General features: G+C 59.8%; 24 protein-coding genes. 21 read left to right on the forward strand and 3 right to left on the reverse strand.

The window, feature by feature from the left end; translation table 11 throughout:
* Positions 1 to 37: 37 nt before the first annotated feature.
* The 3 genes from HKX41_01995 to HKX41_02005 all read right to left on the reverse strand — a co-directional run bounded on the left by HKX41_01995 (position 38) and on the right by HKX41_02005 (position 5,031).
* Positions 38 to 2,584 (reverse strand): DNA topoisomerase I, encoded by a 2,547-nt coding sequence (locus HKX41_01995; protein NNC22932.1) that lies wholly within the window; start codon positions 2,582 to 2,584, stop codon positions 38 to 40.
* A gap of 138 nt (positions 2,585 to 2,722) precedes the next feature.
* Positions 2,723 to 3,838, reverse strand: coding sequence for a DNA-protecting protein DprA (gene dprA, locus HKX41_02000; GenBank protein ID NNC22933.1), 1,116 nt, complete (start codon positions 3,836 to 3,838; stop codon positions 2,723 to 2,725).
* Positions 3,835 to 5,031: a LysM peptidoglycan-binding domain-containing protein gene (locus HKX41_02005; protein ID NNC22934.1), complete on the reverse strand. Its 1,197-nt coding sequence runs from the start codon at positions 5,029 to 5,031 to the stop codon at positions 3,835 to 3,837. The genes dprA and HKX41_02005 overlap by 4 nt, the downstream gene beginning before the upstream one ends.
* Before the next feature lie 67 nt (positions 5,032 to 5,098).
* On the opposite strand from HKX41_02005, the gene def reads away from it, so the two are divergent.
* The 21 genes from def to tolB all read left to right on the forward strand — a co-directional run bounded on the left by def (position 5,099) and on the right by tolB (position 23,713).
* On the forward strand, positions 5,099 to 5,611 hold the full coding sequence (gene def / locus HKX41_02010) for a peptide deformylase (GenBank protein NNC22935.1): 513 nt from the start codon (positions 5,099 to 5,101) through the stop codon (positions 5,609 to 5,611).
* Entirely contained in the window at positions 5,611 to 6,534 is a 924-nt protein-coding gene (locus tag HKX41_02015; protein NNC22936.1) for a methionyl-tRNA formyltransferase, read from the forward strand. Before def ends, HKX41_02015 begins: the two co-directional genes overlap by 1 nt.
* A complete protein-coding gene (gene rsmB, locus HKX41_02020; GenBank protein ID NNC22937.1) occupies positions 6,527 to 7,840 on the forward strand; it encodes a 16S rRNA (cytosine(967)-C(5))-methyltransferase RsmB in 1,314 nt (437 codons plus the stop codon). Before HKX41_02015 ends, rsmB begins: the two co-directional genes overlap by 8 nt.
* Positions 7,741 to 8,673, forward strand: coding sequence for a formate dehydrogenase accessory sulfurtransferase FdhD (gene fdhD / locus HKX41_02025; protein NNC22938.1), 933 nt, complete (start codon positions 7,741 to 7,743; stop codon positions 8,671 to 8,673). The genes rsmB and fdhD overlap by 100 nt, the downstream gene beginning before the upstream one ends.
* A 72-nt stretch (positions 8,674 to 8,745) precedes the next feature.
* Positions 8,746 to 10,026, forward strand: a complete 1,281-nt coding sequence (gene pcnB, locus HKX41_02030; GenBank protein ID NNC22939.1) for a polynucleotide adenylyltransferase PcnB — start codon at positions 8,746 to 8,748, stop codon at positions 10,024 to 10,026.
* A gap of 38 nt (positions 10,027 to 10,064) precedes the next feature.
* A complete protein-coding gene (gene folK, locus HKX41_02035) occupies positions 10,065 to 10,547 on the forward strand; it encodes a 2-amino-4-hydroxy-6-hydroxymethyldihydropteridine diphosphokinase (protein ID NNC22940.1) in 483 nt (160 codons plus the stop codon).
* 209 nt (positions 10,548 to 10,756) lie between these two features.
* Positions 10,757 to 11,593, forward strand: coding sequence for a 3-methyl-2-oxobutanoate hydroxymethyltransferase (panB, locus tag HKX41_02040; protein NNC22941.1), 837 nt, complete (start codon positions 10,757 to 10,759; stop codon positions 11,591 to 11,593).
* Between the two features lie 7 nt (positions 11,594 to 11,600).
* The gene (locus HKX41_02045; protein ID NNC22942.1) at positions 11,601 to 12,458 is read left to right on the forward strand and encodes a pantoate--beta-alanine ligase; all 858 of its coding nucleotides are present in this window, start codon (positions 11,601 to 11,603) and stop codon (positions 12,456 to 12,458) included.
* A gap of 207 nt (positions 12,459 to 12,665) precedes the next feature.
* Positions 12,666 to 13,046, forward strand: a complete 381-nt coding sequence (locus tag HKX41_02050) for an aspartate 1-decarboxylase (GenBank protein ID NNC22943.1) — start codon at positions 12,666 to 12,668, stop codon at positions 13,044 to 13,046.
* A gap of 15 nt (positions 13,047 to 13,061) precedes the next feature.
* Positions 13,062 to 14,651: a glucose-6-phosphate isomerase gene (gene pgi / locus HKX41_02055; GenBank protein NNC22944.1), complete on the forward strand. Its 1,590-nt coding sequence runs from the start codon at positions 13,062 to 13,064 to the stop codon at positions 14,649 to 14,651.
* Between the two features lie 35 nt (positions 14,652 to 14,686).
* Positions 14,687 to 16,207 (forward strand): NAD(P)H-hydrate dehydratase, encoded by a 1,521-nt coding sequence (locus HKX41_02060; GenBank protein NNC22945.1) that lies wholly within the window; start codon positions 14,687 to 14,689, stop codon positions 16,205 to 16,207.
* Positions 16,204 to 16,683, forward strand: coding sequence for a tRNA (adenosine(37)-N6)-threonylcarbamoyltransferase complex ATPase subunit type 1 TsaE (tsaE, locus tag HKX41_02065; GenBank protein NNC22946.1), 480 nt, complete (start codon positions 16,204 to 16,206; stop codon positions 16,681 to 16,683). Before HKX41_02060 ends, tsaE begins: the two co-directional genes overlap by 4 nt.
* Positions 16,684 to 16,748: 65 nt before the next feature.
* Positions 16,749 to 17,498 carry a YebC/PmpR family DNA-binding transcriptional regulator gene (locus HKX41_02070; protein NNC22947.1) on the forward strand — a complete coding sequence of 250 codons (750 nt, stop codon included), beginning with the start codon at positions 16,749 to 16,751 and terminating at the stop codon, positions 17,496 to 17,498.
* Positions 17,495 to 18,016, forward strand: a complete 522-nt coding sequence (gene ruvC / locus HKX41_02075) for a crossover junction endodeoxyribonuclease RuvC (GenBank protein ID NNC22948.1) — start codon at positions 17,495 to 17,497, stop codon at positions 18,014 to 18,016. Before HKX41_02070 ends, ruvC begins: the two co-directional genes overlap by 4 nt.
* Positions 18,013 to 18,642 carry a Holliday junction branch migration protein RuvA gene (gene ruvA, locus HKX41_02080; protein NNC22949.1) on the forward strand — a complete coding sequence of 210 codons (630 nt, stop codon included), beginning with the start codon at positions 18,013 to 18,015 and terminating at the stop codon, positions 18,640 to 18,642. The genes ruvC and ruvA overlap by 4 nt, the downstream gene beginning before the upstream one ends.
* A 76-nt stretch (positions 18,643 to 18,718) precedes the next feature.
* Complete coding sequence (gene ruvB, locus HKX41_02085; protein ID NNC22950.1) at positions 18,719 to 19,762, forward strand: Holliday junction branch migration DNA helicase RuvB; 1,044 nt, start codon at positions 18,719 to 18,721, stop codon at positions 19,760 to 19,762.
* Positions 19,762 to 20,166 (forward strand): tol-pal system-associated acyl-CoA thioesterase, encoded by a 405-nt coding sequence (gene ybgC, locus HKX41_02090; protein NNC22951.1) that lies wholly within the window; start codon positions 19,762 to 19,764, stop codon positions 20,164 to 20,166. The genes ruvB and ybgC overlap by 1 nt, the downstream gene beginning before the upstream one ends.
* The gene (gene tolQ, locus HKX41_02095; protein ID NNC22952.1) at positions 20,167 to 20,862 is read left to right on the forward strand and encodes a protein TolQ; all 696 of its coding nucleotides are present in this window, start codon (positions 20,167 to 20,169) and stop codon (positions 20,860 to 20,862) included.
* Positions 20,863 to 20,928: 66 nt separating this feature from the next.
* Positions 20,929 to 21,408, forward strand: coding sequence for a protein TolR (gene tolR / locus HKX41_02100; protein NNC22953.1), 480 nt, complete (start codon positions 20,929 to 20,931; stop codon positions 21,406 to 21,408).
* On the forward strand, positions 21,408 to 22,406 hold the full coding sequence (gene tolA / locus HKX41_02105; protein NNC22954.1) for a cell envelope integrity protein TolA: 999 nt from the start codon (positions 21,408 to 21,410) through the stop codon (positions 22,404 to 22,406). The genes tolR and tolA overlap by 1 nt, the downstream gene beginning before the upstream one ends.
* A complete protein-coding gene (gene tolB, locus HKX41_02110) occupies positions 22,403 to 23,713 on the forward strand; it encodes a Tol-Pal system beta propeller repeat protein TolB (GenBank protein NNC22955.1) in 1,311 nt (436 codons plus the stop codon). The genes tolA and tolB overlap by 4 nt, the downstream gene beginning before the upstream one ends.
* Positions 23,714 to 23,721 lie beyond the last annotated feature (8 nt).

Raw genomic sequence — 23,721 nt, forward strand, 5'->3', positions numbered from 1 at the left:
GAGTGTTCGCTATTCAGGGTGGCCAAACGGATTTTGATTATTGCTCGCTGCCGGACGATCCGCTGCTTGATGTCTTATTTGTATCGGCGCTTTTTTTATTGCTCGTCGTGCTCTTCTTGGAACTGCTTTTGGTAGTGCCGCCTGTCTTCTTCTGGGCTTGGGACGACTTGCTCTTGTTGGTCGTGCTCGCTTTTGATTTCGTGCTGCTTTTCTGGTTGTTCGCGGTCTGCTTGGACTTGGCGGACGAGGCATTCTTGCCGCGGCCACGTTTTTTCTTGTCCGGGGCTTTGGCCAGAATATCGCGACACTCGTCGACCGTCAGATCGCCGGGTTCCTGGCTTTTCGGCACACTAGCGTTCTTGCTGCCGTCGGTAATGTAGGGACCGTACGGGCCGTGCTGGACCTTGATACCGGCCTCAGCGAAGGTTTGGATGACCTTCTTGGCATCAGCTTCTTTTTTCTCGGCGACGACCTCGCGGGCACGTTCGGGCGTGATGGTATAAGGGTCGTCGCTTTTTAGCGAAGCGAATTTGTTGTCGTATTTCACGTAGGGGCCGAACCGGCCGATGTTGGCCTGCAGGGATTCGCCTTCGGCGGTTTCGCCGAGATCGCGTGGCAGGTTGAACAGATACAACGCTTTATCGAGCGTGATCTCGTCCATGTCCTGGCCTTTGCGCAGGCTCGCGAATCGCGGTTTTTCCTCGTCGTCCTTGGAGCCGAGTTGTGCGAATGGCCCGTATTTGCCGATGCGGACGATGACCGGTTTGCCGGTTTCGGGATCGGTGCCGAGCTCGCGTGCCTGTGCGACTTCTTCGCGGGTTAGATCCTGTTTGGCTTCGATCTGCTGCGAGAAACGCTCCCAGAATTCGGCCAGCAGCGGCTGCCAGGCTTCCTCGCCGCGCGACACGGCGTCCAGCCGGTCCTCCAAGCGCGCGGTGAAGTCGTAGTCGACATAGTGGGTGAAATGGTCGGTCAAGAACTTGTTGACGATCTTGCCGATCGGCGTGGGCATGAAAGCCTTGCCGTCCATTTCGACGTATTCTCGGTCCTGCAGCGTCGAGATGATCGCAGCGTACGTCGACGGTCGTCCGATATCGTATTCTTCCAGCGTTTTGACCAGCGCGGCCTCGGTAAAGCGCGGCGGTGGTTCGGTGAAATGCTGGCTGGGCTCGATCTTGTCGAGTGTGATGGCTTCACCCTCGACCAGCGCTGGCAAGCGCTTGTCCGAATCGTCATCGGCGTTGTCGTCGCGACCTTCCTTGTAGACCGCCAGAAAACCGGCCTCTCTGAGCGTTCGCCCGCTGGCCCGGAAAAGATGCTGGTTATCGCGGTCCGCCGCCAGGTCTGCCGAGACTGTGTCGAACACCGCGGGCACCATCTGACTGGCCACGGTGCGTTGCCAGATCAACTCATATAGCCGGTGTTGGTCCGAGCTCAGATACGATTTGATCGTGTCCGGGGTGCGCGCACTCCCTGTCGGCCGGATTGCTTCGTGGGCTTCCTGCGCGTTTTTCGACTGCGTTTTGAATGTGCGCGGTTTGTCCGGGCAATTATCGGCCCCATAGCGCTGGCCGATGGTCTCGCGGATTTCGTTGAGCGCTTCGTTCGCGAGGTTGACCGAGTCGGTTCGCATGTAGGTGATCAAACCGGTGGCCTCGCCGTCGCCGAGCGCGACGCCCTCGTAGAGCGACTGTGCCGTGCGCATGGTCCGGCGCGCGTTGAAGCCGAGTTTGCGCGCAGCTTCTTGTTGCAGTGTCGAGGTTGTAAACGGTGGTGCCGGGTTGCGGCGGCGCTGGCTCTTGTCGACTTTGGCGACACGCAGCGTGCCGTTATCGGATGTCGAGTCCTCGCCGTCGCTCGCGGCAGCCATGAGCTTTTCGTAAGCTGCGTTAGCGCCGGTCTGGTCGTTGAGCGTGAATTGCTCGACTTTCTCGCCGTCGAGTTGTGACAGGCGCGCGGTAAACGGCGTCGCGTCCTTATTCAGATGGGCTTCGATGCGCCAGTACTCTTCCGGCACAAACGCCGCGATCTCGGCGTCGCGCTCACAAATCAGCCGCAGCGCGGGTGACTGCACACGGCCGGCTGACAAGCCGCGCTGCACCTTCTTCCAGAGCAGCGGTGAGAGATTGAAACCAACGAGATAGTCCAGAGCGCGACGCGCTTGCTGCGCGTTAACCAGATCATTGGAGATCTCGCGCGGGTTTTCCACGGCATTCTGCACCGCACTCTTGGTGATCTCGTTGAATACGACGCGTTTGACCTGCTTGGTTTCTAGCTCGCCTCGGCTACGCAGCAATTCCAGCAGGTGCCAAGCAATTGCTTCGCCTTCGCGGTCCGGGTCAGTGGCCAGCACGAGTGATTTCGATTTTTTAAGCTCGCGCTCGATCTTGCCGACCTGTTTCGCATTCCGCTCGATGACGTCGTAATGCATCGCGAACTCATCGTCCGGATCAACCGCGCCTTCCTTGGGAATCAGGTCACGGACGTGGCCATACGAGGCCAGGACTTCGTAATCCTGCCCCAGATATTTTTCAATCGTTCGCGCTTTAGCCGGGGATTCGACTATAACCAGGTTTTCGCTCATGAACGTGACTAATGCGGCGGTCGTTTGTTGGTTTCAAGGGCGGCGGGCAGCAGGAAACTAACACAACGGCTCGATGCCGCAACGGGCACGCGGCGTTGCTAGACGATTTATGTGGTTTTTTCTGAGGGTCGGGGCAGCTCACATGGGCGCGTAAGCGCCACCCGGCAAGCTGACCACACGGCCTTCGAGTTCCAGTATCAGCAGCGTGGACGCCACATCCGATGCGTTCCAGTCTGTGCGCGCGGCCAGCTCGTCGATGCGCGCTGGTGCGTGGCCCATGGCTTGGATGAGTACCGAAGCCGAATCAGCGTCGGCTTGGGGCGTTTTTGATTCGCCTGGTTCCCCATGCGCTTCAGGCTGCGCCATGCCGACCGCGTGGAGTTTTGGCGCAAGTGATGTAAATATTTGATCGACCGACTCGACTAATTCCGCACCGTCGCGGATTAGCTGGTGACACCCACGCGCTAGTGGATTATGAATTGAACCGGGCACTGCGAATACATCACGGCCGGCCTCTGCGGCTAGGCGTGCCGTTATCAGAGATCCGGATTCGCGTGCGGCTTCAACCACGAGTGTGGCCTGTGTCAAACCGGCAATGACGCGATTGCGGCGCGGAAAGTTGCCGCGCGCTGGCTTCGTGCCGAGCGCGAACTCGGACAGGAGCAGACCATTCGCCACGATACGCTCGGCGAGTGTGGCATTGACGGCCGGATAAACCTGATCCAGGCCTGTACCGCAGACCGCGATGGTCATGCCACCTGCCGCCAGTGCACCTTCATGGGCGGCTGCGTCGATGCCGCGGGCTAGGCCGGAGACCACGACCAAACCAGCATTGGCCAATGTGCGTGCGAAATCGTGTGCGAGTTCACGACCACCGGCCGTTGGATTGCGGCTGCCGACAATGGCGATCGCTGGCCGATTAAGTAGATCAAGGTCACCGCTGGCATAGAGCCACGGCGGTGCGCCTTCCAGTTCCAGAATCGCGTTTGGGAAACGCGGTTCCGTGTGGACCAGGAAATGATGATCCGGGGCCTGGAGCCAAGCTCGGGCTGCATTGGACGCGCTACGGTCGTTCGCGCGTAGCTGTTCGCGTGGGCGCTGCGGCAGGCCGGCACGTGCCAGTTCATCATCGGATGCGGCCAAGGCGGCGGCCGGCGACCCAAAATAGGCGACCAACCGGTGCGCAAGCACCGCGCCGATGCCGGGCGTACAGGCTAACTCAAGCCAAGCTGCGCTCGATTGCGTCTCGGTCATTGGGCCGCCGAACGCAGTTGATAGCCGCGGTTGAGGACTTCGTCTGCGCGCAATACCAAGCCGAATGCGTAGTGGGTGTTGGTTTTGAAAACCATGACACGGCCCACCTGGTGGTCGGGCAGCACCACGTCTTGTCCGGATGCCGGATCGGTGACCGTCCGACCCGGTGCGAAAGCCGACAGGATCGTGCCGCGATCCAAGCAGTCGTGTGCGCCGGCGTTGATTGTGACCACTTGATACTGCGCCGCCACAGGTTGGCTACCGGACATGTCAATGATTTCGGTCTTAACCGGGACAGGCGGCGCATGCGGCTGATAGCCGCGGCCCAACGGGCGGGTTGGTAGCCGGAGCAGATGATCGCTCACGGCTGCCGTGCGTTTGCTATCGGTTACGACGCCCGTGGCCACCGGCCCGCGCTCGCTAATACGAACTTCTCCGATGTTGTGAACCTTCGTGCCGTAAACATGGCCGCTCTGTGGGTCTTTGAGCGACCCCGCCGCGCGTACGATCTGATAACGATCCGGCTCGCTCGAGCCAAGACCTTTGATGTAAGTGCGTCGTCCCGTGGTACCAGCTGGTCTCGAGTCGGCAAAGGCCACAATATAGGGCGCGCCAGCTAATTCTCGGCTTGCCACGATGCGGTCACCGTGTAGAAAGACCTGTATCGCGCGTTGCGGTAATGCCGGTATGGCACTGGCCAATGGTTGGGTGCGTATTTGCGGTTTGAGTTTCTGGTTGTTCGCGGGTCTCAACTGGAAGCGGCCATCGATGGTGCGCGTTAGAACCAAGCGTTCGCCCGGGTAGATCAGGTTCGGGTTATCGATGTCCGTGTTCTGAGCCCAGAGCTGCGGCCAGTGCTGTGGGTTTTTTAGGAAATTGGCGGCTAAATCCCAGAGAGTGTCGCCTTTTTTAACGGTGTATCGATGCGGTGCATTCCTTGTAAGCTGACGCTGGTGGCCACTTTTATCGGTAGACTGTTGTTCGCCTTGTTGCTGGGCTGTGTGGCCTATACGCGGCGATGTGTGCTTGTTGTCTATCGGCGCCTGGCATTGCGACGAGTCGGCATGCGCGCTCGACGCTGCGCGTTTGGGTGGCTGCTGATGGGCGCAGCCGGCCACCAGCCAGACAACCAACAACCCCGTCGTATATCGAAATTCGGTGTGTCGATTCGTCGCGCTGATCCGATTCAACATCCGTAGAATTTCCCGCTTATTCTTATACGACGACAGAACCGTTCCCCCCAATTCTGAAACATAGCATATGGCCGTTCTCGAGATACTGGCGTTCCCCGATCCTCGACTGCGAAAGACAACGACAGCGGTGACCGATTTTGACGCCGATTTGTCTGCGTTTATCGACGATATGTTCGAAACGATGTACGACGCACCGGGTGTTGGTTTGGCGGCGACCCAGGTGGGTGACACACGCCGCGTGGCGGTTATGGACTGCGGTGGGGATGTTCCCGATCCGATCGTGATGTGCAATCCGGAGATTATCTGGCAGCAGACGCTGACTGATGTCGATGAAGGTTGTTTGTCGGTGCCTGGTCACACTGATCGAGTCCAGCGTTACCAGCACCTGCGTTTCCGCGCACAAGACCGAGACGGCAACTGGTACGAGCAGGAAGCCAGTGATCTGCTTGCGCAGTGTGTCCAGCACGAACTCGCCCACCTCGACGGTGGGCTGTATATCGATCAGATATCGCGGCTCAAGCGTGCGCGTATCCGGCGACGCCTTCAGAAAACCGGCCGTGCCGACGGCGGCGAACGCTGATGCGTATTGTCTTTGCCGGCACGCCTGATTTTGCATTGCCGAGTTTGGCCGCCGTGCGTGCGAGTGGCCATGAATTAGTCGCAGTGGTCACGCAGCCAGATCGCCCGGCTGGCCGCGGCCAGCAACTGACGCCGTCACCGGTCAAAAAGGCGGCTGTTGAAGCAGACGTGCCAGTCATCGAAGCGGATCGGATGAAAGGCCGTGAAGCGGCTGAGCGCTTGGCATCATTTCAGCCCGATTTGATGGTGGTCGTCGCCTACGGCGCGATCCTCGGGCGACGCGTGTTGGATGTGCCTCGTTGCGGTTGCGTTAATATCCATGGTTCCTTGTTACCGCGTTGGCGTGGTGCGGCACCCATCGCGCGCGCTTTGCTGAGCGGCGACGAGACAACCGGCGTGACGCTGACCTGGATGCGCCCAAAACTGGATAGTGGTCCGATCGTCGATACACGTGCTATATCGCTTGATGAGGACACTACGGCCGCGGCGCTTCACGATAAGCTGGCGACTCTGGGCGGTCATCTTGTAAGCGGTTATCTCGTCACCGATTGCGACGATTGGCCAGCCGTCGAACAAGATGAGGCCAAAGCGACCTACGCACCGCCGTTGACCAAAGCCGAGGGCATAATTGATTGGTCGGCCGGCGCATCGGCAATCGTTCGGCGGATCCGTGCGATGCAACCGTGGCCTGTGGCTCACAGTGCTCTGGTTGGCGACAACGTGCGCGTGTTCGGCGCGCATGGCACTGACGCCGCGTCTACCCAATCGCCGGGCACCGTTGTCGCGGCCGGCGCCGAAGGCATTCGCGTGGCGACCGGCGATAAAGACATTTGCCTGACAGCCGTTCAATTCCCCGGCAAAAAGCGTATGCCGGCCGCTGAGGCGGCGCGTGGTCGGGCATTGGCAGGCCAGCGTTTTGACTGAAGCCGCATCGCATTCAGGCGCGCTACCGCGCGCTGCCGCCGCACGTGCGCTGAGTGGTGTGGTTGATCAGGGCCGCAGTCTCGATGACGTCCTGCCGGGCATACTCGATGGCTTGGAAGCCAATGATCGTGCGCTGGCCTCGATGCTTGCGCGTGAGACGGTGCGCTGGCATCGACGGCTGCTGGCTCAGGTTACGCCGCACTTAAAAAACAATAATTTACAGCCTTTTGTTCGAGCGATTATTGAAGTTGGCGTCTGGCAGCTCGAAGGCACGCGTGTGCCGTCGCACGCCGCCGTGTCGGCGACCGTGGCTGCGGCCAAGCCGCTGGGCGTCGGCCGCGCGGGCGGCTTGATCAACGCCGTTCTGCGCAACCATCAGCGCAGCCCCGTAGCGATCCAATCGTCACCGTCGGGTGTTTGCGACAGCATGCCTGATTGGTTGCTCGACGCGACGCGCGCTGATTGGCCGGAGCAATGGTGCTCGGTCGTCGCCGCGTTGAACGAACCGGCGCCCATGTGGCTTCGCAACAACGCCCATGCCCAGCCGCGCGATGCGTTGGCGGCGCAGCTGTCGGCCCGCGGCATGGATACCACGACATCCACAGTCGGATCGGATGCCTTGCGTCTGACCGAACCAGTCGCCGCCGAGACGTTGCCTGAGCTGGCAAAAGGGCAGGCATCGATCCAAGATATCGGCGCCCAATTGACCGCCGATATCGTGGCGCCGACGTGCGGCGATCGGATTCTCGATGCCTGTGCGGCCCCCGGCAACAAGACCGCACATCTATTGGCGCGCGGTGCGGGCGAGGTCGTCGCGTTGGATCATGATGCGAAGCGACTCGAATCACTTGAGACCAATCTCGCGCGCTGCGGCGTCGAAGCGTCGATGCATACCGCCGACGCCACCGATCCGGAACGTACTTGGTGGGATGGCCAAGGCTTCGATCGCGTGCTGATCGATGCGCCCTGTAGCGGCACCGGTGTCATACGCCGTCATCCGGACATCAAATGGCTGCGTCGGGCCAGCGATATCGAGCACATGGCTGAACGCCAACAGGCATTTTTGCGTGCCTTATGGCCGACTTTGGCGCCGGGTGGTGTGCTGGTCTACGTGACTTGCTCGATATTGCGCGCGGAAGGCGTCGACGTTGTGGCACGTTTTATGGCTGAGCAATCCGACGCCGTGGTACAACCGATCATGGCCGAATGGGGGCAGGCCGAAACCGTCGGTCGGCGACTCGCACCGGGCGAGATGGGCTGCGACGGTTTCTACTATGCGCGTCTTATACGCGGGAGTGCGGTGTGAGTAGCAATGCTGAATCGCGGGCCGGATACGCAGATCAGCGCCGGCGCGTGGGTATCTGCCGTTATCAGGACGGGGCTTATACCGAGCGTGACGATACACTGGCTATCGAGCGGCCGTTGGAGATTCAGGTTGCGGGTGCCCAGCCCGTCGTCACCATGCGCACGCCGGGTGACGATCTCGAACTGGCGGCGGGGCTGATGCACGGCGAGGGCGTTGTGCATGTGCCGGACGAGATTGTCTATCTCGACCACGCGCCGGATGAAGCCGATGTCGTGCGGCTGATGCTCAAGCCAAGCGCGCGCGAGCGATTGGATCACATCGAGCGCAGCACGGTCGTAACCAGCGCCTGTGGCGTGTGTGGCAAACCGAGTTTTGAGGCACCGAAGCCGCACGCCACTGACGATGACCCATCGCATTGGATGATGACACCGGCCGAGTTAACCGCGCTGCCGGACCGGTTGCGCGAAGCCCAGGGTGTGTTTGAGGAAACCGGAGGACTACACGCGGCTGGTTTGTTCGACAGCGACCGACATCTGATCGCAGTGCGCGAAGATGTGGGGCGGCATAACGCGCTCGACAAGCTAATTGGCTGGGCGCTTCTAAACGGACGTCTGCCGCTTGCCGACCATGCTGTCATGTTGTCCGGCCGCGCGAGCTATGAGCTTGTTCAGAAAAGTGTGGCTGCGGATGTGACTCTAATCGCCGCGATCTCGGCACCTAGCACCTACGCCGTCGATTTGGCGGCGACGTTTGATGCGACGTTGGTTGGCTTTGTCCGTGGTCATCGGTTTAATGTCTATACCGGTGCGCGGCGCATTGAGGGCGCAAATTGATCGCGCGGTACAATGCGCGGATTTATAGTGAATCACTAAAACACGAGGCCGATTATCCAAACGCCGGACGTTATCCCGCCCGAACAACATGAAATCGAGCGCGCGGATCTGAATTCCGCAGCGCTACAAGTGCTCGATGGACTGGCAGAGGCTGGCTACCGCGCGTGCCTGGTTGGTGGCGCGATCCGCGATCTGCTGCTTGGCTATAAGCCGAAGGACTTCGACGTTTCGACCAATGCCGAACCGGAGCAGGTTGCCGCGGTATTCGGACGGCGCGCACGCCTGATCGGACGGCGTTTCCAGATCGTGCACGTGCGCTTCGGACGCGAGTTGATCGAAGTCTCGACGTTCCGCGCCGATCCGAATGCTGGTACGCGTGATGAGCGTCGCGTTGATGCCAGTGGCCGGGTGCTCGCCGATAACGTGTTCGGGTCGATGGCCGAGGATGCCGGTCGGCGCGATTTTGGTATTAATGGCCTGTATTACGACATCTCCGATGGCTGTCTCTACGACTACGTCAACGGCATGGCCGATGCCCGTGAGCGTCGACTACGACTGGTCGGTGATCCAACGGTTCGCTACCGCGAAGACCCGGTGCGGATGCTACGCGTTGTGCGGCTGTCAGCCAGCCACCAACTGACAGTCGCGACCAACTCAAAACCGCCGGCCGAGTTAATTGAGCGCCTGGCCGATGTGCCGCCGGCCCGTTTGTTCGATGAATTCCTGAAGTTGTTCATGCAGCCGGCTGCGCCCGCGATTCACGGCGAATTGCGCCGCGCCGGACTATTCGGTGTGTTGTTTCCGCAAACCGAGGATGTGTTGGCCGGCCCGGGTGGCGGCGCGAGTGCCGCGCTGATCGACAAGGCTGTAGCGAATACGGCCGGCCGCATCGAGGCCGGCAAATCCGTGACGCCCGCGTTCATTCTGGCCGCGATCCTGTGGCCGGCCGTGCGGGAAACAGCGGCGACGTTCGAGCGCGATGGCATGCCGGCTATGCCCGCGCTTGCCAGCGCGCAGGCCGAAGTGCTTGCCCGGCAATCCGCACGTGTGTCGATTCCCAAGCGATTCAGCATGCCGATGCGGGACATCTGGCACTTACAGCCCCGGTTTCATCGTCGGCGAGGCAAGCAGCCGGCAAGACTGCTCGAGCATGACCGCTTCCGCGCAGCCTACGACTTTCTACTGTTACGTGCCGAGGTTGGCGAAGTCGATTCCGAGCTGGCGTCTTGGTGGACCGAGCGCCAGAAGCAAAAAGGCGATGACGCGGATGCAACGGCCAACGAAGACAGCGACCAACAGCGACGCTCGGGCAAGCGTCGTAATGGTCGCCGAGGTGGGCGCGGGCGGCGATGAGTGCGGGTTTGGAGCCGTCGTCCGACGTTGACACTGCCGTGCACGTCGCTTGGATTGCACTCGGCAGTAATCTGGGGCAGCCGGCGGATCACGTTGGACAGGCATTCGAGGCGCTCGCGGCCGTCTCCGGTTTGCGGCTCCTTGGGCGCTCCCGGCTCTATCGTTCGACGCCGGTCGGTGGTCCACCCGGCCAGTCGGATTTCTGCAATGCGGCGGCCGCCGTTGCCACGACATTGTCGCCGTTTGGTCTATTGACCGTACTGAATGCGATCGAGGCCGGTCAGGGCCGCGTTCGTATCCAGCGCAACGGCCCCCGCACACTGGATCTGGATATCGTCGCCTACGACGGCATGGCGTTTGAAAATGAGCGTTTAACGCTGCCGCATCCGCGCGCTGCCGAGCGGGCCTTTGTGCTAGAACCACTAGCCGATATCGCGCCAGCGCTATCGCTCGGGGACGCGGGCCGTGTCGCCGATCTTCGTGCCCAGGTCGACGCAACTGATCTGGCACTGTGGTATTAGTAGCGACCCTGCTCGTGCCTGCATGACGCGGGCTACCCAACGCGGACAATTCAACTTGGGTTGCCGCGTCAGCCGGCCGTTGCAGGCGTCGTCTTGTTGAACGATATCCGTTGCGGTGACAGACAAGCTAGACTGCATGCTTAATTCAGGCATGTTGCTAGCGATGATAGTCAGCGCTACGTTTGTGCCACCGGCCGCTCTGGATAATTATGAATAAACTCGTCGAAACCCGCCCGACACAACGCACACAACCAGTTTCGGTCGCCACACTCGGGCAGATGAAACGTGATAACCAGCCAATCGCCTGCCTCACAGCATACGATGCCAGTTTTGCCGCACTCGCTGAGCGCGCCAACATGGATCTGGTACTGGTCGGTGATTCGCTCGGCAACGTGATCCACGGTCAGGCGACAACGACCTCGGTAAGTGTCGATGACATCGTCTATCACACGCGCTGTGTGGCGGCTGGTCTGAGTACGCCACTGTTGGCGGCCGACTTGCCGTTTTTGTCGTTTGCCACGACCGCCGATGCGGTCGCTAGCAGCCGGCGCTTGATCGGCGAAGGCGGCGCATCGATGGTCAAGGTCGAAGGCGGGGCGGCTGATACCAGTATTGTCGAAACACTGGCTCAAAACGGTGTGCCTGTGTGCGCGCATCTCGGCCTGCGACCACAGCAGGTTCATAAAACCGGTGGTTTCAAGATCCAGGGCCGAAGCAAAGACGCTGCCAAAAAACTCGCGGCCGAGGCCCGACAGTTCGAAGCTGCGGGTGCCGACCTGTTGCTGCTGGAATGCGTGCCGAGCCCGCTTGCGCGCCGGATTGCCGCGACGGCCAAGGTGCCGGTTATTGGTATCGGTGCGGGCCCCGACGTCGACGGTCAAATCCTCGTTAGTCACGATGTCATCGGTCTATCGGCGGGTAAAAAACCCAAATTTGTCAGGAATTTCCTGGCCAGCCATGACTCGCTGGATGAAGCCGTCGAAGCCTACGTCGAGGCGGTGCGGCATCGGTACTTCCCGAGCGCCGACGAAAGTTTCGACTCGTAGTCCTAGCATGCAAGAGCTGTTCTCACGCCACGACGTCGACGTTTGGCGCCGCCATACAGCGGTTGGGCGTGTCGGACTGGTGCCGACCATGGGCAGCCTCCATACCGGTCATATGCGTCTCGTTGAAGCCGCTCGGGCCGACTGCGATACGGTGATCGCCAGTATCTTCGTGAATCCGCTCCAGTTTGGACCGGAGGAAGATTACGACAACTACCCACACGACTACGCTGGCGATTACGATCAACTCAAGGCGGCGGGCGTGGACGCCGTTTTCGCGCCGTCGGTCGAGGCCATGTATCCACGCGGATTGGCGGCAGCCACGTTCGTCGAGGTGCCGGAATTGACCGACATTCTATGCGGCGTGCACCGGCCCGGCCATTTTCGTGGCGTGGTGTCCGTCGTTGCGCGGTTGTTCAACCAAATACGGCCGAACGCTGCCTTTTTTGGTGAAAAGGATTTCCAGCAGTTGGCCGTTATCCGACGTATGGCCGACGATCTCGCGATGGACATTGACGTGCGCGGTGTGGCGATCGAGCGTGAGGCCGACGGGGTGGCGCGCTCGTCGCGTAATGCGTATCTGACGGGTGACCAGCGTGAGCGTGCGCTGGCGCTCAATCGAGCCCTTAATGAGGCGGCGGTATGTATTGCTGATGGTGATCGCGATTTTGCCGCGATCGAACGTCGTGGCCACGCGCGTATGACCGAAGCCGGTTTCGATGTGGACTATTTCGAAGTTCGTACAGCCGAACTCGACCCACCGAGCGTGAATAAGAGCAACTTTCGGGTGCTAGCCGCCGGGTGGCTCGGTGCGGCACGGCTAATCGACAATGTAGCCGCGCCGGGCACACCAGTCAGTGCTTGTTAATCCTATTATTTAACAAAATTAGTTTAAAATTAGAAGCTTATAAGTTAATTTTAATATTTTTTATAGGTATTTGGGTGCGTAAATAGCGGTCGTGCCTGAGGTGTGGCTGTATCGAAATACACTGACATACTTGGCGCCCGCGCCACGTTTTGGCCACGAGGCCGAATTGGGCTAGCATTCGATTATAGATATAACGGCGATACTGTTATGCAACTCACTCTATTGAAATCAAAGCTTCATCGCGCCTGTGTAACCGACGCTGAGCGCGATTACGAGGGATCGTGCGCGATTGACGCCGACCTGTTGGATGCCGCCGGGGTCCGGCCTTATGAACAGGTCGATGTTTACAACGTCAATAATGGCGAGCGTTTCACAACCTACGCGATTCGTGCCGAGCCTGGAACGCGTGTGATCTCGGTCAATGGCGCCGCAGCACATCTTGCCTCGCCGGGCGATCGTGTGATCATTTGTGGCTATGCCGCGATGACCGAGGCCGAAGCCGATGTGTACCAGCCCGATCTGGTATATCTGGATGCGGACAATCAGATCATCCGGACCAGCCATGTCATTGCCGATCAAGCCGTATAGCGACAAGGAAGCGATATGGCCGAATTAGATGCCGACTGGCAGTGGAATGTCCTCCATCATCTTGGTGAGTCGGTCGGCACCGCCTCGATGGTTGAAGCGTTCGCGACCGACGCGTCTCGTGCACGCCGTATGACGCTGGATGCCGCCGGCGTCACACTCGATTTCTCGAAACAGCGGCTTGATGATTCGGCGCTGTCCGCTCTGTACTCACTAGCCGAGACGCAAGGCTTCGAGGCCGCCCGCCGCGCCATGTTTGCCGGCGATGTCGTCAATCAATCCGAAGGGCGCGCGGCTTGGCATGTGGCCCTGCGTCGACCGGCCGACGATCCGCTGTACCAGCCGGTCCATGACGAGCGCGCGCGTATACGCGACATCGCCGATGCCGTGCGTTCGGGCGACTGGCAAGGCTATACCGGGCGAGCTATCACTGACGTTGTCAGTATCGGTATCGGCGGCTCGGATTTTGGCCCACGCCTGGTCACCGAAGCGCTGGCCGAGACCAGATCATCCGGACCACGTGCACACTTTGTGGCTAACGTCGATCCGGCCGACTTAAACGCCGCACTAACCGGCTTGGATCCGGCCACGACGCTGTTTGTCGTTATTTCCAAAACGTTCACCACCGCTGAAACACTGGCCAATGCGCACGCCGCCAAGGCTTGGTTGCTGGCCGACGGCGCTAGCGAGTCCGACGTCAATCGCCATTTTGTCGCGGTTTCGAGCAACGGCGAGGCTGTCGCGGATTTTGGTATCGAACGTATGGTCGGTTTCTGGGACTGGGTCGGTGGCCGATTCTCGTTATGGTCGAGTGTTGGGCTGCCGATTGCACTAGCGCTCGGCATGGAGACCTTCGACGCCCTTCTGGCCGGGGCCCATGCGATGGACAACCATTTTGAAACGGCCGATCTTGGCAACAATCTGCCGGCTAATCTGGCATTGATCAGTGTCTGGAACCGCAACATACTCGGCTTGACGAGCAATGTGGTGGTGCCGTACAGCCAGCGGCTGGCGCACCTGCCTGGGTTTTTGCAGCAGTTGTCGATGGAATCCAACGGCAAATCGGTGACCGTCGATGGCGATCCGGCAGCGCATGCCACGGAGCCGGCGATCTGGGGTAGCGTTGGCACCAACGCGCAGCACGCCTATTTTCAGATGTTGCATCAGGGTGATCTGCTAGCCAATGTGGACTTTATACTGCCGCTTGCCACGGCTGACAGCACCGACGTGGAACGCGAGCGGCAGCGTCTGGCGAATTGTCTGGCCCAGGCCGAAGCATTGATGTGTGGCCGCGGACCCGATGAGACCGGTAGTGATGACCCAGCGATCGCCGCCGCGCGCGCCTGTCCGGGTAACCGGCCGAGCAATATGCTGGTGTTGCCGCGGTTGGATGCCTACCATTTGGGTGCGCTGCTGGCCGCTTACGAGCACAAGGTTTTCGTCGAAGGCATTGTCTGGGGCATCAATAGCTTCGACCAATGGGGCGTCGAGCTCGGCAAGACCCTGGCCAAGCAACTCGTAACCGATATCGCGGATCCCGCCAACGCCGCGGCACACGATGGCTCGACAGCGTCGCTGATCCAACGCGCGGCGCGGGCTGGCGGCTGAGCGGTCACTACGATGATATGTGGGCTTGTCGCCTGATGTCGGGCCTCGAATTGCCCACAGGCTGCTACGACGGCGCCGGCGTGCGCGCGCTCGATCAAGCGTTCATGGCCGAGACAGGTGTAACTGGCGACGCGCTGATGCGCTGGGCCGGGGAATCGGCATATCGGGCGCTGGCTGAGCGCTGGCCGAATGCATATTCGATGCGCGTGTTTTGCGGCGGTGGTAATAACGCCGGCGATGGCTACGTCATTGCGCGGTTGGCCCTTGAGGCTGGCTGGTGTGTTGATGTAATCGCGCTGAAACCGATCGACGAACTACAAGGCGCCGCGCGTAGGGCAGCCGATGCGTTTCTGGTGGCCGGTGGGCGCGTCCAGCTAACGTTGGCACATGCCGGTATACACGCCGAGGTCGTGGTTGACGCCTTGCTTGGCACGGGTGTCGATCGGCCGGTCGAAGGGCAATATGCCGATGCGATCGGTGCGATTAATCAAACCCGGTCGCGTGCGGTGGGCATCGTCGCTGTTGATTTGCCGTCCGGTTTGGACGCCGGCACGGGGTCGATCCACGGCGATGCGGTGCGTGCCGACTTAACGGCGACATTTATCGGTTTGAAGCTGGGCCTTATGATCGGTGATGGGCCGGCCACGGTGGGGCAGTTGGTCTTCGATGACCTGGGCGCGCCATCGGCGATTTTTGATTTGCATCCGCCAATCGCCAGCCGAATCAGCGCGACTCGAGCACAAACGGCACTGGCGCCACGCGTGGCAACCGCCCATAAAAACGACCACGGTCGGGTGCATTGTGTTGGCGGCAATCGTGGCATGGGGGGATCGATTCGATTGGCCGCTGAAGGCGCGCTGCGGACGGGTAGTGGGTTGGTCAGCGTGGCCTGTCACCCCGATCACGCGTCGGCGATGAGTCAGGCGCGTCCGGAATTGATGGCCGCTGGCGTCGATGCGGATGGCGACGAGCGCGACTTGAATACGGCTGCCGACGTGATTGTTATTGGTCCAGGGCTAGCTGGTGATACTTGGGCCGAGCGGCGTTTTGCGAGCGCGATGGCCAGCGATAAGCCGTTTGTGCTGGATGCCGACGGTTTGAATTGGCTCGCGTGTGTGCCCGAATCCAGCGCGCACCGGAGGCGCGGCGATTGGATTTTGACGCCGCACCCGGGCGAGGCGGCGCGCTTGCTCGCCTGTTCGACCGGCGATGTCGTGCGTGATCGGCGTGCGAGCGTGCTCGAACTGGCACGACGTTACGACGCAGTCGTAGTGCTGAAAGGCGCGGGCACACTCGTTGCTGATAGCGATACGGTCATGATCAACACGACCGGCAACGCCGGCATGGCAGTCGGCGGTATGGGCGATGTCCTAGCCGGCATAATCGGCTCACTATGGGCGCAAGGTGTGTCGGCGTTCGACGCGGCCTGCGTGGGTGCGCACATACATGGTGCCGCTGGCGACGCGGCCGCGCTCGACGGCGGTCCACGCGGGCTGCTGCCATCGGATTTGTTGCCATATCTGCGCGACGCCGTTAATCCGTCGCATTCTGCATGACTGTCGCATTGCCCGATCCTGCGGCCACCGATGCCTTCGGTCGGCGCATTGCCGATGCATTAGCGGCATGGTCGGGCGGTCTGGTAGTGAGCCTCGCAGGTGAACTCGGTGCCGGCAAAACGGCGTTGACGCGCGCTGTGCTGGCCACGCTTGGCGAATCAGGCCCGGTTGTCTCGCCAAGCTATACATTGGTCGAGCCCTATACGGTGGCCGGCCGAACGCTGTATCACGTTGATCTTTACCGGCTTGCCGATCCAGCCGAATTGGATTTTCTTGGCCTGCGCGATGTCGATCCTGGGCGCGACTGGCTATTGATCGAATGGGCTGATAACGGGGGCGACGAATTACCGGCTATCGATATCCGGATCGATCTCGCTTATCGCGACGACCAAGGGCGAACCGCCAGCACTCATGCGCTAACCGAGCGCGGCGGTGTGTTTGTCGACACGTTGGCGCCGTCCGACAGCATGTTGTGAATCGTCGCGGCATCCTTATGATCCGCTGGTAAACTAAGGCTAATTTTCAACGAGTTGCGAACGCTATGGCGGGCCACAGTAAATGGGCCAACATCAAGCACCGCAAAGCTGCCGAAGATAAAAAACGCGGCAAGATTTTTACCAAGCTGATCCGCGAGATCACGGTAGCGGCGCGTGAGGGCGGTGGTGATCCGGACGATAATCCGCGTCTGCGGTTGGCTTGGGATCGGGCGCTTGCCAATAACATGCCCAAGGACACAATCCAGCGCGCCGCCGAGCGCGGTGCCGGCGGCGGCCAGGCCGAAGCCCTCGATGAAGTCCGTTACGAAGGCTACGGTCCGGACGGCGCGGCGATCATGATCGACTGCATGACCGATAACAAAAACCGCACCGTGTCCGATGTGCGTTATGTCTTCAGTCGCCATAACGGCAAGCTCGGTGCCGATGGTTCGGTCGGGTATCTGTTTTCACGGCAGGGTAGTCTGACGTTTGAACCGGAAGCGGATTCGGATCACGTACTAGAAGTTGCGCTAGAAGCCGGTGCCGACGACTTGATCCAGACCGACGATGGCGCTTTCGAAGTCGTGACCGCACCCGGTGATTACGCAGCCGTCAAGGCAGCACTCGAAGCCGCCGGCTTGGTGCCAGCGGCGGCCGACGTCACCATGCGTCCGTCGACCGTCGTTGAGCTTGGCGGCGATAGCGCGCGTGTGTGCATGAATTTGCTCGACGGCTTGGAAGATCTCGACGACGTGCAACGTGTCTACACGAACGTCGAGTTCACCGCCGACGCGCTCGCCGAGTCGACTGAGTGAATAGCGCGGGGCCACGCATCCTCGGTGTCGATCCTGGCTCGACCATTACAGGGTTTGCCATTATCGATGGTGGTGCCAAGCCAACGGCGCAGCGCGTGGATTGCATTCGACTGCCGAGTGCGGACTTCCCGACCCGGCTCGGCGTTATTTTCGAGCGTTTATCCGCCATAATTGCCGAGTTTGCGCCGGATGAGTTGGCCATCGAGGATGTGTTCGTCGCCCGCAACGCAGCTAGTGCGTTGAAGCTTGGTCAAGCGCGCGGAGCGGCGATTTGCGCTGGCGCCTCAGTCGGCATGCATGTTGCCGAATATTCGCCAACCCAGATTAAACAGGCTGTGGTCGGTCGCGGTCATGCGCAAAAGCAACAAGTCCAGCATATGGTCTCGTTATTGCTGGGGCTGACGACGCCACCGCAAGCCGATGCTGCCGACGCGGCGGCTGTCGCCTTGTGCCACGCTCACCACGCGCAAACCGAAGCCCGCTCGGTTTACGCGCACGTCGCGGCGGGGCGCGCATGATTGGTCAACTCCGGGGCAAGGTTGTCGCCAAAAAACCGCCCCAGATCGTCATCGACGTCGGCGGTGTCGGTTACGAGGTGCAGGTGCCGATGTCCACGCTGGCGGCGTTGCCGACTGGCGACACCGAAACGACGCTATTGACCCAGCTGATTGTGCGCGACGACGCATTAGTGCTCTACGGCTTTATGACTGACGACGAACGCGGCCTGTTCCAAGAGCTGACACGCGTTTCCGGCGTTGGGCCAAAAATGGCGCTGACGATTTTATCGGGCATGAATCCGGCCGATTTTGTCGCTACTGTCGATGCTGACGATAGCGACCGCCTGACCGGTTTGCCCGGTGTTGGTAAAAAGACCGCGGCGCGCCTGGTTGTGGAAATGCGCGACCGGCTTGCGGCGAGTAATTTGGCGTTGAGTACGCCACAAACGGCGGTGACCGGAAGCACACGTGCGGACTCGGCGCCCAGTAGTCGGACCGAGGCACGCGATGCGCTGGTCGCGCTTGGCTATAAATCCAGCGAAGCGGAACGGCTGCTGGCCGGCGCGGCTGACGAAGACGAAACAGCCGATGAAACGGTTGACGCCGAAACCTTGATACGCCGCGCACTCAAGCGCGCCGTGCGCTGATGCGTTCGGTCGCACGGGAACTATCGGCTTACACTTCGAGTCAGTCGATACAGCAACAACAACATTATGGCCGTCGATGACTGACGACCGGGCGATCGATGCCCACGCTAAAACCGAAGACAGTGCCGGCGACCGCGCCTTGCGTCCGGCCGGCTTGGCGGATTATATCGGCCAGTCCGATGTGCGCGAGCAACTCGAAATTTTCGTGGCTGCGGCGCGTTCACGCGCCGAGTCACTCGATCATGTGCTGATTTTTGGCCCGCCGGGGTTGGGCAAGACCTCACTGGCGCACGTGTTGGCTGCCGAAATGGGTGTTGGGTTTCGCCAAACCTCTGGACCGGTGCTCGAAAAACCGGGCGATTTGGCCGCGCTTTTGACTAATCTCGAGTCCAACGATGTGTTGTTCATTGACGAGATTCACCGTCTGCCGTCAGTGGTCGAAGAGGTGCTGTATCCCGCGCTCGAGGACTATCAAATAGACATCGTGATCGGCGAAGGGCCAGCCGCACGCTCGGTTAAACTCGATCTGCCGGCGTTTACGCTGGTGGGGGCAACCACCCGGGCAGGTGCGCTGACCTCGCCGCTGCGCGATCGGTTTGGCATCGTTAATCGCCTACGTTTCTACGAACCGGATGAGATGACCGCTATCGTTCATCGCTCCGCGAGGATTCTGGGCGTGAATATCGCCGATGATGGCGCCGATGAACTGGCCCGACGGGCCCGCGGCACACCGCGCATCGCCAATCGGCTGTTACGCCGCGTGCGCGATTTCGCCGAAGTCAAAAGCGATGGCCGCGTGACGGCGACCATTGCCAGCCAAGCCATGGATTTGCTCGCCGTCGACCAAAATGGTTTCGACGTGATGGATCGCACAGTGCTAACGATGTTGATCGACAAGTTTGACGGCGGCCCGGTCGGGATCGATAGCCTGGCTGCGGCTATTGGCGAATCGCGGGAAACTATCGAGGATGTTGTCGAGCCGTATTTGATCCAGCAAGGCTTTATCATGCGCACGCCGCGCGGCCGTCAGGCAACCCGGACCGCTTACACCGAAACGGGGCGTGTACCGCCACCGCGGACCGAGGATGCGGCGACCGAGCGCGATCTGTTCAACCGTTGATGAGTGACGTGGCTTCCCAAAACCGACTCAACGTACGTGTTTATTACGAAGACACCGATGCCAGTGGGGTGGTCTATCATGCCAACTACCTCAAGTATTTCGAACGTGGCCGCACTGAATGGCTGTCGGATGCTGGCTATGATCATCGCCAGTTGGCGGAGTCGCAGGGGTTGGGTTTTACGCTGGCGCGCCTACGTATTGATTATCGGCGCCCGGCACGCCTCGACGACCGGCTGTGTGTCGTGACGTCTATCGCTGATCACGGCCGGGCACGGATTGATTTCGACCAGCGCGTGTTTTGCGGCGAGCACGAGCTGGTCACGGCGAGTGCGCGGGTGGCGTGTATCGAGCTGACCGAGTTCAAGCCGCAGGCATTGCCGGCCGACCTTATACAAGGAGTCTGAATGGAAGTCGCGACTGATTTTTCGGTCTGGGGTTTGATTGTCCAGGCCAGTGTTTTCGTCAAACTGATTCTATTGATCTTGCTGACCGCCTCGGTTGCGTCTTGGGTCGTTATATTCTCGAAACGCCGGACCATTAAGCTGGCGATCGACGAAATGGAAGATTTCGAGGACCGTTTTTGGACGGGCGGAAATATCAAAGATATTTATGCCGAAACCATGGCGGAAAACGATCAGCCGCAAGGGATGTCCGCGCTGTTCAAGGTTGGTTACGAGCAGTTGTCACGCCAACGAAACGCACAGGACGTGCTGCCCGCTGACATTGTGTCGTCGGTGCAACGTGCCATGCGGGTGACTCTGTCGCGCGAAATGCAGCGTTTCGAGTCGGGGGTGGCGATGTTAGCGACGGTTGGCTCGGTCAGCCCCTACGTCGGCCTGTTCGGTACGGTCTGGGGAATCATTAGCGCTTTCAACGGTCTCAGTGAGATGGAGCGCGCGAGCTTGTCGATGGTCGCCCCGGGGATTTCCGAAGCGCTCGTGGCCACCGCGATGGGATTGTTCGCGGCTATTCCGGCAGTTGTGGCCTACAACTATTTGACCAATCGACTGGAATATCTGGAAAACCGGCTCGAGACCTTCACCGAGGAAATGACGGGGATCGTCGAGCGCGGTCTCAACGTCCAGCGGACTCGGGAATGACTCAAACCAATCTCGATAAGTCGATATGCGCAGTGCCGCTCGACGCAGACCAATACGTGAATTGATATGACGGTTCGCACGCGTCGCAAACGCCGCCTAGCCGCTGAAATTAATGTCGTACCCTATATCGACGTAATGCTGGTGCTGTTGATCATTTTCATGGTTACGGCGCCAATGCTGAAAACGGGTGTCGATGTCAGCCTGCCGAAGGCTGATGCCAAGCCGATGAAAAACGATAATAATGCGAAGCCAATTATCGTGACGGTTAAAAAGGGTGGCCGGCTCTATTTGAATGTGGCACCGAATCCGGAAAAGCCGGTCTCACCCGGTAAGCTAAAGCATATCGCTCGGCAGGAGATTGCTAACCATCCGAAGGCCCCGGTCTCGGTTAAGGGTGACGGTAAAGGTCAGTACGGCAACGTCGTACGCGCTATGACGTTGTTGCAGAAAGCCGGTGCTTCGGATATCGGCCTGCAGACCGATAACGTCGAGCCGCAGCAAGAATCCACCGGCGACAACACTCAGAAGACTAGCGATACCGGTTGATGTGGCGTTATCTGATCCGTAACTGGCGCGCCGTGCTCTTCGCTATCGGCGTTCACGTATTACTTGGCCTGCTGATCTTTTTCGGCGTGCGATACAACACGCAGCCGTCACCGAAGTCAGGCGGCAAGCAGCCCGAGATCGTGCAGGCGCAGCTGAAACAATCGCAGCCGGATCAGACAAAGCCGAAACAGTCCAAGCCCGAAGAGTCGGATAAAAAGTCGAATTCGACGGCTGACAAAGAGACTGAGCAAAAAGAACCGGCGAAGGCCGATAAAGAAGACGCCGATAAGGCCCAAGCTACCGAGGCTAAAAAGCAAAAAGCCGCCGAAGCTAAAGCCAAAGCCAAAGCCGAGGCCGAAAAGAAAAAACGTCAGGAAGAAAAACGTAAGGCTCGGCAAAAAGAGCTGGAAAAAGCTCGAGCCAAGAAAAAAGCGGCCGAAAAAGCTCGGAAAAAAGCTGAACAAAAGAAAAAAGCAGCCGCAAAGAAAGCACGCGAACAGGCTGAAGCGCGTCGGAAAGCACGTGAAAAGGCACAGCGTGAAGCTGAGAAAAAACGCGCTCAGCGCGAAAAGCGGAAAAAGGAGCAAGCCGCCAAAGACAAAGCCAGGCGTGAGTCGGCCCTTAAGGACCAATTAAAACGCGCTGAACAACAGCAAGAGACCCAGAGTAAGTTAGAAAAGCAATTAAAGCAGGAACAACAAGCCCGACAAGCGAGTCGGCAATCGGATGCCAGACAGCGCTATAAACAATCGATCAAGCAGCGTGTGGAAAACAACTGGATCAAGCCGCCCGATGCCGATAACGTATCGTGCAAGGTACGAGTCAAACAGTTGCCAAGCGGCCAGATAACGAGTAAAAAAATCGTGACAAGTTGTGGCAGTTCGGCGGCCAACCGGTCGGTCAAGCGCGCCATCGAGCGGTCAAGTCCGCTGCCGTCACCGCCGTCTCAGAACCTATTTGAGCCCGAGATCAATTTCACATTCGCGCCGAATCAATGAGTCGACCCTTGAATATACGTTTTACCGCCGTTGCGACAGCACTGGCTAGCGCCATGATGAGCTCAGCCGCCAGCGCGGCGCTGTCGGTCAATATCACTAAAAGCTCGGATCAGGCGATCCCGATCGCCGTGGTGCCGTTTAAGCAATCGGCGGGCAACACGTCGACCAATATCGCCAAGGTCCTCCGCGAGGATCTGTCATCCACCGGGCTGTTCAAGGCGATTCCGAAGACTAAAATGCCGGCGCAGCCTCATGCCGTTTCTGCGGTCGATTACGAGGCTTGGCAAAAAGCTTCGATCGATAACCTCGTGCTGGGCGACTTGGCACAGGCTGGCGGTGGCGACTACCAGCTCCGACTTCACCTAGTGTCGGCGGCTGCGAAAAATACAATGGCCGGTTGGCAAATCAAGGCTGGGGCTGGCGGCCTGCGTAATGCCGCCCACGTGGGTGCGAATCTCATTTATAAAGAGTTGCTGGGCACGCCTGGCTATTTCCAATCGCAGCTCGCGTACGTCACGGTCAGCAATGAGAATGGCAACCGCCGTTACAGACTGATGGTGTCTGACTACGACGGCCATAATCCGTCGGCGGTGTTCACGTCGTCGACCCCGATCATGTCACCGGCGTTTTCGCCGAACGGCAAGAAGCTGGCGTATGTGGCATTCGACATGCAAAAGGGCCGCAGCAGCTTGCGGGTTCAGAATCTGGCGACTGGCAAAATCCGCACCGTGTCATCGCGCCCCGGGATCAACGGCGCGCCGGCGTGGTCGCCGGACGGCTCGAAATTGGCTATTACGCTGTCCAAAAGCGGCGGTCCGGATATCTACATCTACGATCTGAATAGCAGCAATCTGCGTCGACTCACCCATACCGGTGGTATCGACACCGAGCCGACCTGGTCATCGGACGGCAAACAGATTGCGTTCACGTCGAATCGCGGTGGCCAGCCTCAGATCTATCGGATCAGCACCCAAGGCGGCGATGCAACGCGTATAACCTACGATGGCACCAGCAGCCAGAGTCCGGTTTACGGGCCGAACGGTAAGCGTATGGCGTTTGTGCGACAAAGCAAAGGTAAAGGCTACCGTGTTGCTATTCGCAACCTGAGCAATCAGCACACTCGGATTATCAGCGAGGGGTCGCTCGATGAACGGCCGGGTTTCGCGCCCAACGGTCAGGCTGTTATCTACGATGCACAAACGGGTGAGCACTCGCTTGTCATCGCCTCGGTTAAAGGCGATACAAAAACACGACTATCGCAACAGGGCCAAGTTCAAGACCCTGCGTGGGGCGCTTCGGGGCCCTAGGCAAGGGC

The sequence above is a fragment of the Salifodinibacter halophilus genome, from assembly GCA_012999515.1.
Taxonomy (GTDB): Bacteria; Pseudomonadota; Gammaproteobacteria; order Nevskiales; family Salinisphaeraceae; genus Salifodinibacter; species Salifodinibacter halophilus.

Bases quoted from the DNA above. Each gene is read 5' to 3' on its own strand.
- HKX41_01995 (NNC22932.1), bottom strand. From the start codon at position 2,584: ATGAGCGAAAACCTGGTTATAGTCGAATCCCCGGCTAAAGCGCGAACG.
- dprA (NNC22933.1), bottom strand. From the start codon at position 3,838: ATGACCGAGACGCAATCGAGCGCAGCTTGGCTTGAGTTAGCCTGTACG.
- HKX41_02005 (NNC22934.1), bottom strand. From the start codon at position 5,031: ATGTTGAATCGGATCAGCGCGACGAATCGACACACCGAATTTCGATAT.
- def (NNC22935.1), top strand. From the start codon at position 5,099: ATGGCCGTTCTCGAGATACTGGCGTTCCCCGATCCTCGACTGCGAAAG.
- HKX41_02015 (NNC22936.1), top strand. From the start codon at position 5,611: ATGCGTATTGTCTTTGCCGGCACGCCTGATTTTGCATTGCCGAGTTTG.
- fdhD (NNC22938.1), top strand. From the start codon at position 7,741: ATGGGGGCAGGCCGAAACCGTCGGTCGGCGACTCGCACCGGGCGAGAT.
- panB (NNC22941.1), top strand. From the start codon at position 10,757: ATGAATAAACTCGTCGAAACCCGCCCGACACAACGCACACAACCAGTT.
- HKX41_02045 (NNC22942.1), top strand. From the start codon at position 11,601: ATGCAAGAGCTGTTCTCACGCCACGACGTCGACGTTTGGCGCCGCCAT.
- HKX41_02050 (NNC22943.1), top strand. From the start codon at position 12,666: ATGCAACTCACTCTATTGAAATCAAAGCTTCATCGCGCCTGTGTAACC.
- pgi (NNC22944.1), top strand. From the start codon at position 13,062: ATGGCCGAATTAGATGCCGACTGGCAGTGGAATGTCCTCCATCATCTT.
- HKX41_02060 (NNC22945.1), top strand. From the start codon at position 14,687: ATGTCGGGCCTCGAATTGCCCACAGGCTGCTACGACGGCGCCGGCGTG.
- tsaE (NNC22946.1), top strand. From the start codon at position 16,204: ATGACTGTCGCATTGCCCGATCCTGCGGCCACCGATGCCTTCGGTCGG.
- HKX41_02070 (NNC22947.1), top strand. From the start codon at position 16,749: ATGGCGGGCCACAGTAAATGGGCCAACATCAAGCACCGCAAAGCTGCC.
- ruvA (NNC22949.1), top strand. From the start codon at position 18,013: ATGATTGGTCAACTCCGGGGCAAGGTTGTCGCCAAAAAACCGCCCCAG.
- ruvB (NNC22950.1), top strand. From the start codon at position 18,719: ATGACTGACGACCGGGCGATCGATGCCCACGCTAAAACCGAAGACAGT.
- ybgC (NNC22951.1), top strand. From the start codon at position 19,762: ATGAGTGACGTGGCTTCCCAAAACCGACTCAACGTACGTGTTTATTAC.
- tolQ (NNC22952.1), top strand. From the start codon at position 20,167: ATGGAAGTCGCGACTGATTTTTCGGTCTGGGGTTTGATTGTCCAGGCC.
- tolR (NNC22953.1), top strand. From the start codon at position 20,929: ATGACGGTTCGCACGCGTCGCAAACGCCGCCTAGCCGCTGAAATTAAT.
- tolA (NNC22954.1), top strand. From the start codon at position 21,408: ATGTGGCGTTATCTGATCCGTAACTGGCGCGCCGTGCTCTTCGCTATC.
- tolB (NNC22955.1), top strand. From the start codon at position 22,403: ATGAGTCGACCCTTGAATATACGTTTTACCGCCGTTGCGACAGCACTG.